The organism is Chryseobacterium polytrichastri, from assembly GCF_900142445.1.
GTDB lineage: Bacteria > Bacteroidota > Bacteroidia > Flavobacteriales > Weeksellaceae > Chryseobacterium > Chryseobacterium polytrichastri.
In genome coordinates this window covers 1-11,625 of sequence record NZ_FRAV01000003.1, presented here as the reverse complement: position 1 = coordinate 11,625, position 11,625 = coordinate 1, and the positions used below count along the sequence as shown (strand labels likewise).

Below are 11,625 nucleotides of genomic sequence, written 5' to 3'. Positions count from 1 at the left end.
ATTTCATATTTTTTAACAAAAATATCTTGTTTCTGCTATACTGTTAATTTAGAATTATCGATAACAAAAATACTATTAACAAATGTTCCGTCTGTTAATAGTGCAGGATCAGCCGAGTTAATCGGATTTCCATTCAGGTCAGTTAGTGTACACCAGCTTCCTGTTCTATCAACAACTCCTTTTACTAAAAATCTCTGAGATTGTTTTAAGATAGTTGCATCACATACAGTCTGTGTATCAGAAGTAGTTCCATTTACTTTGAAAGTTATCGGATATCCATCAAAAGATGTTAAAGATCCTATCCTTAATTCGGCATTAACGGTAAGGTGATTACTTGATGAGCTAATATTGCTTTTTAAACTACCATTTTCAAGAGATAAGCCTGTTAATGACATGTTATGGTAAGGAAAGCTAAAATCACCTGAAATAACTGCTCGATTATTATTATCGGAGTAAAACGATTTAATGTTGCTCACCATCAGGTCAAGTACCTTTCCATTTTGAGAAGTTTCATTTCCGTAACATTTGATATCAAAACCTATATTATTTTTATATTCAAATGAATTATTTAAGATATGGATTTTTCCAAAATCCATATCTTTCCCCCAATAAAACACACATCCCATATCCAGATTAGCCCCTGAATTATTATTTACAAAGATATTACTCAAGCTACTATACTGTTCCTTTACATAGACTGTTGAAAAGAAAGAGCATGGCTTTACATAAGATTCATTAATAAGTGTATTGTTTTCAATAAAAACATTGGATGGTGCTTTTTTAGCATTAATCCTTACAAATTGTTTTACTTCATCATTCACCTTAGCATTTGTTATTGTTCCAACATTAGATTTTATAAAAACATTCTCTATATCTACCGGATAAGATGAATCTTTTTCTAAATTACCGTTATAGAAGTCAACAAATACACAACCTAATTTGAATGTATTATCATGTATATAAATTTGTTTAATTGTATTCTCGGAATTGTTAATACTTACCCAAATCCCCTGATAATAGTTTTCAATAGTATTATTAAAGAAATTCTGATTGCTTCCGTGGACTTCATAGGCAACCTGACCTCCTACAGGATGTTCTGAATCAGGCATTACATCATTGTAAAAAGTATTATTATAACAATTTACGCCTTTTGCCCACCCAAAAATAGAAGAATGGTCTATTGAATCTAATCCGTTATTTTTAAATAGGTTATTTATGATAATCCAGTTTTCTCCTAATAGTACATCCTGTGCATTCGACTGACACATTGAAATACAGGTTACCCCTGAAGTATTAATAAAACTACAATTTTCTATCAGAACGTTATCTGCCCCAGATGCTATTCCATTCTTTGTTCCCGAAAAACCAAAATGAAATTGAGTAGCCTGGCTATACTTTTTTACAAGTCTACAATTTATCAATATTACATTTCCTTTTTCATCTTTAGTTTCATCACATTTTTCAACCCATGGGCTGATTAAATTATTCAGTCCATTCATATCAAGAACAAGTCCCGACATAGTGATGTTACGTAAAAAATCATTGGAAAAAAACATTCTTATAGCCTTAAACGAGGTTTCACTAGATATTCCATCTTTTAATTTTAAAACAGCTCCATCCGAAAAAACATTCATATTGCTTTGAATAAGCATTCCAACATATACAGTAGGTTGCATATGGGATGCCTCATCACCTGTTAATATTTGAGGATCTATTAAATAAAAATCATCCGTTTTAGGAATAAACAATCTCATCTTTAAACGTGATGTTGTTTCTATCGCATGGTTGATTATGGAAGCATCATTGCTTATCCCATCCCCTTTAGCTCCGAACTGCTTGACATTTACTGGCTCCCCAGAGATATAACTGCTTAAAACATAAAAAATATTTCCTTTGGCTCTGAAAACGACGCCATCATCGGTTACAGGTAGAGTCCCTATATACTTTACATAATTAACATTCTCCTTAGAATAGCTATTTACTAGTTGCACCAGATTATCAGCAGGATAGCTGCTTCCCGGTGAGAAAAAATCTTCAGTGTAAATCATCATAATAAATTGTTAAATTTTAGTAATTATTCGATTGGTCTTATTTCCTCAATCGATCTCTGATTACAAATTTAAACTGCCGCTACGACAAAAGTCGTCGCATAAAAGATCTTCTTTAAAGTATCTTAATTTTATTCTTACAATTTTCAGCTAATGATAGTAACTATTTCTTGAGTTCGGTTTAAGCTAAGTTTAAAAATAGTTGACCGTCATTTACTTTATTCAAGTTTAATGACAGTTTTTTTGGAAAGAAACAATACGCAGAAAGACTTCCCAACAAGAAACACACTAGCATATTCTTTGATAAATTTATATCTTACCCGTCTCTCTTGGAGAAGATGCCTACCACCTTTTTTAAGATGTCAGGTTTAAGCTTTGCTTCTTCTAGTTCCTTTCGAAGCCTCAGTAATTCTTCCCTTATAGGATCTGAGGATATTTGTTTTTCCTTGCTAAGTTTACCTTCTTTGTAAAGTTTTCTCAAATTGACTAGACTTTCTTTACAGATCCCCAATTCTTCAGCTACCGAGGATATATTGCCTCGATGCTCACTTAAAGATACTGCTTGGATCTTAATCTCTAAACTGTAATTTTTTCCTGATCTTTTTCATACTCTTAAAGTTAAAGAGTATAAGAATTGTGTCCTAACAAAGTTAGCAACTCCATAAATGGAAATTTTTATAATAATATTTAACTCCCAAATTCTAAATTTATGAAATTTACTTACCCTACCCTACTTGCTTTATATTGCTGAGATCTAAATAATAAATTAAAACACTGTTTAAATACTATAATACACAAAGTCATCAATCCCAACCATATAAAACTGTCAAATAAAAATTCATTAATGAATCTAAAATAAACAAAACACGTCAAGTTTTGGCGTTAGTGAGAGTTAGTTTTGATTTAGAAACATTTAATTAAAATATTAACAACTAAAGCACAGCTTATGAAAAAATTATTTGATGACGAATGGAGGGATGACCTCTCAGAGTTTAATATCATTTCCATAGAAGATTTAAGCAAAGAAATATTAGGGAAAGGAAAAGACTCCTTTGAAGGCATAAGAACCAACAAAACATTTGATGAAATCTCCAATAAGTATGCATTAAGAACACCTTTTGGAAAGAAAAGTGCTTTTTATAAACCTACTACGGAAGATTACGATGCATTATCTGAAGATTTTTATACAGGTGGGATTAATTATGAACTTCTTGCAGAGCATTTAAAAGGAAAACTAGGTCTAATAGAAGCATTTTTATTTAATCCAGAAATTTATTTTTTAGGAGACAAAACCATTTATTCAGGATCTTCTACATTTAATACCCCTGTATACAGTACTATTAAAAATAATAACCCTTTTGTATATAAAAAAGCAGAGAAAGAAGTTCAGGCAACTTTTGACTTAGCCAAATTAAATACTAGAAAGAATTTATTAAGCAATTCTTACACTTTTGGAATCTATTTTGACAATTACAAGGTAATTTATAATCTTAACTTTATCTATAAAGACGGAGAAGATAAAAAATTTCAAGATACAGAAACTAAACAAACATCTGATCCTACAGACTTTAAGTTGAATGATGAATATGTAGCCATTAAACTATTCACATCAAATGTTGACACATTTGTAGAATTTTTACGAATTGTTAAGGGATATTCTAATGCGGAATCAATGAAGAAATCGATTACTCGCTATTATCTAGATTTCTTTGCTACAGCAAAAGGTAATCCTGATATTATTGATGGCTTATATGAAAATATTCCTGATTTTGTCTTAGAAACTCTTACAGATGAAACGCTTTGGAAAGATTTCGTCTCCCTTTCTGAAAAAAGTATTAATACATCTGGTACTAATGAAAATATTTCGATTATTAACTTGCTGAAAGGAGTAAAAAATCCAAACTGGTGGTACAATCAAATCAATAAAAATCCTGATCCTATTCGCAAAATATTTGAAAAATTCAGCAATAAATATATTGAAGAATTAATTACATCTTTTTCAAGAATTGGCTTAAAGAACTGGACAAACAAAGAGCTTGAACAAGCTTGGAAGTTTGACCTTGACTATGAAGAGTATAGAACTCCTAACCAACAAAACGATTCATACATAAAGTATACTGGCTTTGCTTATTATTTAGAAAAAGAAAAAAAATACAAGATTGGTACTGCATTGTTTTTATTTGACCAGTATAATATTGGAACTGACGAAAAAGAGATTGGAAATGAGATTAAACTACCATTTGCCCCTATGAAAACGGTTTTAGAAAATGGTAAAGAATTGTATATCCCTTGTTTTGTTGCTGAATATTTTACCAATAAAAAGATAGATGAAGAATTTTGGCAAATTCTCAATAATATTGCTTCGGGATTGCTACCAGAAGTAGGGGCAGGAATTGCAAGAGGAGCAGCTATCCTATCAAGAATTCTTAGTGGTAGAAAAATAAAAACGGTAGAAGAACTTATAGTATTTTTAGAAAAAGTAGATCAGAATGTAATGGCTGAGGATTTGGAGAAAGTAGGGATACAAGTACTTTTCAGAGGAACAACAAAAAGTATAAATGGAGAAATCTTTATAGGAAACCTTAACTCAATAGAATACGGGGCTTCAACTTCAACAGATCCGATAAGAGCTATTATTTTTGGAATAGAATCCTCATCTAAGCCTGGAACAAAAGGAGTTTTACAAGTGTATCTACCAAAGAATTTAAAAGGACTAAACTTAAGTCCCCCTAATTATAGAGTAGCTAAAGAATTAGAAGTCATTGTTAATACATCTCCTGAAAATTTATCTAATTTTGTTGTAAAAGAAATTTTAATTGAGGATGCCAGAAAATTAATAAATGAAATGTATGGATTAGATATTCCAAAAACAATTACCAGCAACTCAATTCCTAGTAGTAATATGTTATTAGAAGAAACTATAAAATTAACACCTAAGGAAGCACAAGAATTTTATACAAAAGTTATTAAATTAAAAAAATAAATCATGAATATACTAACAAATGAGATTATTGAAAATCTTAACGAACAAAAGACAGTTTTTAATCCTTTTCTCTTTTCACATAGATGTTATGAAGAATCAGCTATTAAAAATCATAGCTTACCTGAAATAGATAAGGAAAACCAACTCTATTTGGAAAATAACAATAGCGATTTTGATTTTATAGTTGGAACAAAATTTAATGTAGTATTTAGAAGAAAAGATGTCAAGGGGTATAAAAAAATAGATGCAGAAATGGATTTTGTTTCTTTAAAGAAAGGGGATAATATTGGTGTTATACCTAGAGGATATGGAGGAATTATTCGTTTGAAATTTAAAGATAAAACTCCAGAAATAACCAAATTTCTTGTTCAAAATGATAATGAAAAATATGATGATTCAAAAAACGACATTGTATATTTTACTATCCAAGAAATTATGGATAAAATATTAGAAGAATTGGAAAAAGCATAAATTAACTAATATTAAAAACCGTTCAATAATGAGCGGTTTTTTTATTTCAATGTCTCGTCCTGAAAAAGGTTGACTACTAACTCTTAAAAACCAGTCATACTAATGAAATTAGCCCCTGTTCATCAATACAGTGAGGCTTTTAAAAGGCAAGTTGTCTCCGAATATGAACGGGGATTATATACAAAATCACAATTACAGACCCTCTATAATATTCGAGGTCATTCCTGCATTCCCAGATGGTTAGTTAAATATGGTAACTTTACTTATGAAAGACAATTAAGTAAAGGCAGACCTATGAAAGATCCACAGAAACAAAAGATTAAGGAGCTCGAAGCCGCTTTAGCTAAAAAGGAAGAAGAACTCAAAGTATTCAGAAAATTTATAGAAATCGCAGAACGAGAGCTTAAGATTGGGATTGTAAAAAAGTCTGGTTCCAATCAATCCAGGGAATAAGGTTGGATACGACTCTTTCAACGGAGAATATCTGCCGATTGTTTGGCTACAGTAAGCAAGCTTATTATAAAAGACAAAAACTGAACTTGCAACTATTTTTGAGACAAAATTTATATACTCTTTACGCTACATTTTTAATAGGTAATATCAGATACCCAGACCTCTTTACTGCTTTTAACCTGAAAATTCTGATTTAAATAATTCTCTACAACGGGGTATCGGTGAGAAGAATTAGTCGTTTTCTTAAATTTCTTCTTTACAATACTTCTTAAACCTCTTTCTTTCATCAGTTTTGCTACAAAAGGGCGAGAAGCTTTTATTCCTTTTGATTCCAGTTCCCTGACAATCCGGGGGCTACCATATCTGCCACGGCTCCAATGATAAATACTGAAGATCTCCGCAAATAAAACAGCTCTTCTTTCTGATTGCATAGTAGGTTTTATCTTCTTCCAATGATAGAAACTGCTCCTACTTACCTTTAAGACTTCGCACATCTTCCCGACAGGAAACATTCTAGCGTGTTCTTTGATAAATTTATATCTTACCCGTCTCTCTTGGAGAAGATGCCTACCACCTTTTTTAAGATGTCAGGTTTAAGCTTTGCTTCTTCTAGTTCCCTTTCGAAGCCTCAGTAATTCTTCCCTTATAGGATTTGAGGATATTTGTTTTTCCTTGCTAAGTTTACCTTCATTGTAAAGTTTTCTCCAATTGACTAGACTTTCTTTGCAAATCCCCAATTCTTCAGCTACCGAGGATACATTGCCTCGCTGCTCACTTAAAGATACAGCTTGGATTTTAAACTCTAAACTGTAATTTTTTCTGACCTTTTTCATACTCTTAAAGATAAAGAGTATAAGAATTGTGTCCTAACAAAGTTAGCAACTCCGTTTTTAGAATAACATTAATTACTAAATTTTACTGGCATAATAATTGTTTTTTGGAGCAAGAGAATAAATTATTTGAATCTAAATAACAGTAACTAATAATTTATTCTAAAAACACAGAATGATTAAAAATAAATTAAATACTACATGTTATCAGCTTTTTATATTTTTTATTGTTGGATTGGCTGTAGGATGAGGGCCAAGTTAATTTTATTGATGGCTTTTAGCTTTTTTTCGTGCAATAAAGTATATTCACAAAAGACAACAAAAGAGATTGATAGTTTAAATTCTTTAATTGATAGAAGCTATACAGAGGGAACAATTGAGCAAAAAAATATTCTAGCTCAAACAACGAAGTTATATTATTTATCTCGTGATATTAAATTTATAAGAGGACAGATTACTTCTCTTTTTGAGGAAGCTAAAATCTATTATTTGAATGGTGATTTTAATACTGCTCTTAGTAAAATAAGTGAAGGAATAGACTTAGCCCAATCCATTCGGGATTATAATATGCTATGCCGCATCTCGTTAGTTTATCAAAAACTCCTCTTGCAATTAGATTATCTTGAAGATTCAAAAAACATTTTGCTTAGTTGTAAAGAATATAATGAATTGGTGGATAATGATGAAAATAAAAGAGTTAATGATATTTATATTTTACTGGCAGAAGCAGATTTACTATCAGAAAATATTGTTAAAAATAAAAATTTGATTCTGTCTGTGAAAAAGAAAGCCTATGAGGCATCTTTAAAAATCGATGAATCCAATAAGAGAAAAAAAGGATTGAGAATCTATGCGTTGGAGTCATTGACAATGTCAATGATTATTTCTGGAGATTCTGTAGGAGCTAGGACAAATATTACAGAAATTGACAGACTTTTGGTTTCCTATCAAAATATAAGTTTTATTATTCAAGGACTATTAATAAAGAGTCATATGGAATATATGGCTGGGAATTATCAAGAAGCTATTCATTATTTCTCTGAATCTATAATAAAAACCAATGGTAATATTTATATATTGGAGGATATCTATCCGATGATTTCTTTAGCTTATGGTAAGATACAGGATTTTGAAAATGCAGCAAAGTATTCTTGGAAATATAAAAAGTTAGTAGATAGAATTAACCAGACTAAAAAAAAATCGGGGAATGTTAGTACTATACATAAAATAAATCTCAAAATATTTGGGAAAACAAAAAAGAGCACCACATGGAATGCAGTGAATATTGGCATTCTAATAATTGCTGGTATATTGTGCCTTACCCTATTTTTATTTCGGCGAAATATTTTTAGAATTAAAACAAAAACTGATAGTCTTTCCGAAGAAAGAGTGGTCACTATTAATAAGAGTACAAGCTCTACCCATAATGAGTTAGAAGCTTTAAAAAAATTAACATCTTTAGTAAAGGAAGATATTAATATTTTTTATTTAGAATTCCAAAAAGTTTACCCGTCTTTTCATGAATCACTTAAAAATAACTATTCGGAGCTCAATATATCTGATATTAATTTTTGTTCGCTTATAAAAATGAATTTAGAAATCAAAGAAATATCTATTCATACAAATTCAAGTATTAGGTCTGTAGAAAGCAGGCGATATAGGGTAATAAAAAAAATGAAACTTAAAAGTCAAAAAGAATTATATTTTACAGTTTCAACTTTTTAAATAATGTAGATCTATGTAGCCAACTCATTACTAGATTAGTAATTTATAGAATGTTAGAATCTACTTAAATTTATAAATTTAATTTTTTGTATAGTATATTTAAACTCTCTCAAAATGTATATTTTGGTATTAATGGATGATTTTATGATTGAATTATTAGAATCCCCAAAACATGCAAGTTATGGATAATTACACTTATGAGAAATATTCGAATAAAATTTCAAATTATACTTTTTCTTATTTTCCATAAATATTACTTATTTTCTTTCCTTTTGAAAAAGAAGATAATAATGATATTTTCCAATCTTTTTATAATGTAACAGTAAAACATATTAAAAGTTTCTATCCTATTCGTAACAAATTACAACTTCACTTTCTTGATTCTTTTTTCATCTAAGTCATTTTCAGTAATGGATTCCTTAGTTCCTTTAATTACCGAGATGTGGACTCAATTCCGTCTTGAGTATTTTTTAGTGCAATTCTTTGAAGAAGGTGGCTGAGGCCACTCCGCACTTGAAGAATTTCTATAATATTTATTGTTTGGTAAATTCTAAGGTGATAATAACTCGGTGATTTTACAAAATAACATTTCAACTTCCCTAGTTTACTTTTTTGAAAAATATCATTACATCATTTTTCTAGAAAACAAGTGAAATACCATGTACTATGCACTATTACGTACTATTGCGTACTATTGCGTACTATTGATAGGTCGTTTTATCTGTAGTTTTGCCATGTAATATAAAGTTAGTAGTATAGTGTTTTACCTAAACAAAATATCATTTAATGGATTATTAAATTACATACTTATGAAAAAGACATTTCCCTTTTCAAAAAAAACTATCGTAGGTTTTTTGCTTGCAGGAGCAAGTTTTTATTTACAACCTAGTGTTATTTATGCTCAAGACAGGAAAAATACTGAGCAGACATCAAATATTGTTCTTCCAAAATTATCGATACAATCTTCAATGGGAAACTTCTATGCTAATCCTGTTGGATTACATTTGAAAAAAGATTATTTATTGAAAAATTTGAATCAATGGTTAGGAGCGGACCCTCATCATACATTTAAACTTATTAAAGAAGACACCGATACATTAGGAATAAAACATTCTGTTTATCAACACTATTATAAAAATATAAAAGTAATGGATGAGTTTATTATTTTCCATGAGAATAATGGATATCTAACATATATTAATGGTGAATTTACTGCCAATATTAATACACAAATAGGAAATCCTCTAAATGAAGATAATATTAAATCTATTATCTCAAAAGATTTAGGAAGTAATGACATCAAGTTTTCTGATTTTGAAACAGTAATTACAAAAGTGGATAACGAAAGAGTTGTCAACACTTATTACTCATCTAAAATAGGAGCCTTATCTGTGAAGTCATTAAAAGCTTTTACATATTATATTGATAATTCTAATAGTAAGGTCCTGAAAAAAAATTCAAAGGTATATCACACAGATACACCTTCTGTAAGTTCTACTCTTAATAAAGGAAATCAGCAGATTACAGTAGATTCTTATAATAATGCATACCGTCTAAAAGATAATGCCAGAAAAGTACATACAAGAGATGCAACCAACCTTGATGGAGGGTATGATCCGGTAGCAGATTTATTAACGGGAAGTGCCGAGTATATAAACACAACAGCCAGTTTTATGACCAATGCCACTAAACCTCCGGTAGAAGTGCATTGGGGAATGGAAAAATCTTTTGATTATTATCTATTAAGGCATAATAGAAATAGTTACGATGGAAACGGTGCTCCTATTACAAATTATTATAACGTTAACTTCAATCTGTTTGGAGATGATCCTTCTCTTCCTCCTAATGGTACAAATGCTGCTGCAATAGATGAGGGAGGAGTCGTTTTTATGGCCTTTGGCAATGGCGAGTTAGGAGGTAATCCTTCCATGAAGCCATTAGTTAACCTTGATATTGCCGGACATGAGTATTCACATCTTGTTATTGGAAGAAACGGCCTAGGAGGACTAAACTATGAAAAAGAATCGGGAGCATTAAATGAATCTATTGCTGATATTATGGGAACTGCCATCGAATTTTACTCTGGAATTAATCCTAACTGGACTCTTGGAGAGGGATTAATGCCTTCTTATTCTCCAAGCTATCTTAGAAATATGGCAGATCCAAATTCATCAAATAGTCAAAATCCTAAACAACCGGATACTTATCATGGCACCTATTGGGCAAATACCAATGTTGTTCCTGATAGTTCTAACGACTATGGCGGGGTTCATATCAATAGTGGTGTGGGGAATTTTTGGTTCTATCTATTATCAGAAGGAGGTTCTGGAACAAATGACATTGGAAATGCTTACAACGTCAATGGTATAGGAATTCAAAAAGCAGAGAAAGTTATCTACAGAGCATTGATGAACTATCTTACTCCAAACAGTACCTATATTGATGCTTACAATGCAACAAGGCAGGCAGCCGTAGATTTATATGGCTTTAATAGTAATGAATTGATACAGAATATAAATGCATGGTATGCAGTTGGCATTGGTAGCGGACAATTAGCCACTGATGAAACAAAGCTTTCTGAAAATAAATTAAAAGTATATCCTAACCCTGTAAGTCAAGGGTATTTTAACATTGATTCAAAACTTACACGAAATTCCACTTATGAATTATATGACATTTCAGGAGGGCTACTGATTCCGTCTCAAAAATTGGAATTGGGCATAAATAAAGTATCAGTTCATAGTTTTTCCACAGGAATATATTTATTGAAAATCACACAAGACGGAGATACAATAACAAAAAAAATTATGGTGAAATAAGTGTAAATTACACTTATTCAAAATTCTATTTAATTAACCTGCCTATATTAGATAAAGAAATCAAAAAACCTAAAAAAAAATAAGGGTTAATAATTGGATTAAAAATATCAATTACAACCTTAAAACAAAAAGCATAAATTATGAACACAATGAAAAAATTATTTTATCTGTTGACAGTTTTCACACTAACTGCAACTGCATTATCTTGTTCGAACGACGATGATCATTTAACCGTTGAAGAACAACTGACCCCATCACAGACTTTATCTTCTACTCCATGGCAAACGACAGGTGCA

At 30.6% G+C, this 11,625-nt stretch carries 7 protein-coding genes and 3 pseudogenes; 5 read left to right on the top strand and 5 right to left on the bottom strand.

Annotated elements, in window-relative coordinates:
* Positions 1 to 35 precede the first annotated feature (35 nt).
* From BUB80_RS02330 to BUB80_RS24050, 3 genes and pseudogenes are all read right to left on the bottom strand, one after another.
* Positions 36 to 2,051 (bottom strand): hypothetical protein, encoded by a 2,016-nt coding sequence (locus BUB80_RS02330; protein WP_139262493.1) that lies wholly within the window; start codon positions 2,049 to 2,051, stop codon positions 36 to 38.
* A gap of 178 nt (positions 2,052 to 2,229) precedes the next feature.
* Positions 2,230 to 2,325, bottom strand: a pseudogene (locus BUB80_RS24110) (IS982 family transposase); the annotation flags it as partial.
* Positions 2,326 to 2,364: 39 nt separating this feature from the next.
* Positions 2,365 to 2,628 (bottom strand): annotated as a pseudogene (locus BUB80_RS24050) (transposase); the annotation flags it as partial.
* 366 nt (positions 2,629 to 2,994) lie between these two features.
* Between BUB80_RS24050 and BUB80_RS02320 the strand changes: the two are divergent.
* From BUB80_RS02320 to BUB80_RS02310, 3 genes and pseudogenes are all read left to right on the top strand, one after another.
* The gene (locus tag BUB80_RS02320) at positions 2,995 to 5,031 is read left to right on the top strand and encodes a hypothetical protein (RefSeq protein ID WP_073290556.1); all 2,037 of its coding nucleotides are present in this window, start codon (positions 2,995 to 2,997) and stop codon (positions 5,029 to 5,031) included.
* A 3-nt stretch (positions 5,032 to 5,034) separates the two neighbouring features.
* A complete protein-coding gene (locus BUB80_RS02315) occupies positions 5,035 to 5,502 on the top strand; it encodes a hypothetical protein (protein WP_073290554.1) in 468 nt (155 codons plus the stop codon).
* 102 nt (positions 5,503 to 5,604) lie between these two features.
* Positions 5,605 to 6,035: pseudogene (locus BUB80_RS02310) on the top strand (IS3-like element ISElsp1 family transposase); the annotation flags it as partial.
* 54 nt (positions 6,036 to 6,089) lie between these two features.
* Here the strand turns inward: BUB80_RS02310 and BUB80_RS02305 are convergent.
* Both BUB80_RS02305 and BUB80_RS02300 read right to left on the bottom strand, forming a co-directional pair.
* Positions 6,090 to 6,386 (bottom strand): IS3 family transposase, encoded by a 297-nt coding sequence (locus BUB80_RS02305; protein ID WP_175549556.1) that lies wholly within the window; start codon positions 6,384 to 6,386, stop codon positions 6,090 to 6,092.
* Between the two features lie 162 nt (positions 6,387 to 6,548).
* Positions 6,549 to 6,788 carry a transposase gene (locus BUB80_RS02300; RefSeq protein WP_073290550.1) on the bottom strand — a complete coding sequence of 80 codons (240 nt, stop codon included), beginning with the start codon at positions 6,786 to 6,788 and terminating at the stop codon, positions 6,549 to 6,551.
* A gap of 198 nt (positions 6,789 to 6,986) precedes the next feature.
* Here BUB80_RS02300 and BUB80_RS02295 point away from each other — a divergent pair, with 198 nt between their 5' ends.
* A complete protein-coding gene (locus BUB80_RS02295) occupies positions 6,987 to 8,510 on the top strand; it encodes a helix-turn-helix transcriptional regulator (RefSeq protein WP_139262491.1) in 1,524 nt (507 codons plus the stop codon).
* A gap of 809 nt (positions 8,511 to 9,319) precedes the next feature.
* Positions 9,320 to 11,329 (top strand): M4 family metallopeptidase, encoded by a 2,010-nt coding sequence (locus tag BUB80_RS02290; RefSeq protein WP_073290546.1) that lies wholly within the window; start codon positions 9,320 to 9,322, stop codon positions 11,327 to 11,329.
* Positions 11,330 to 11,625 lie beyond the last annotated feature (296 nt).

Excerpts from the sequence above, each read along its gene's own strand:
- BUB80_RS02315 (WP_073290554.1), top strand. The coding sequence starts at position 5,035 with ATGAATATACTAACAAATGAGATTATTGAAAATCTTAACGAACAAAAG.
- BUB80_RS02300 (WP_073290550.1), bottom strand. The coding sequence starts at position 6,788 with ATGAAAAAGGTCAGAAAAAATTACAGTTTAGAGTTTAAAATCCAAGCT.
- BUB80_RS02295 (WP_139262491.1), top strand. The coding sequence starts at position 6,987 with ATGTTATCAGCTTTTTATATTTTTTATTGTTGGATTGGCTGTAGGATG.
- BUB80_RS02305 (WP_175549556.1), bottom strand. The coding sequence starts at position 6,386 with ATGCAATCAGAAAGAAGAGCTGTTTTATTTGCGGAGATCTTCAGTATT.
- BUB80_RS02320 (WP_073290556.1), top strand. The coding sequence starts at position 2,995 with ATGAAAAAATTATTTGATGACGAATGGAGGGATGACCTCTCAGAGTTT.
- BUB80_RS02330 (WP_139262493.1), bottom strand. The coding sequence starts at position 2,051 with ATGATGATTTACACTGAAGATTTTTTCTCACCGGGAAGCAGCTATCCT.
- BUB80_RS02290 (WP_073290546.1), top strand. The coding sequence starts at position 9,320 with ATGAAAAAGACATTTCCCTTTTCAAAAAAAACTATCGTAGGTTTTTTG.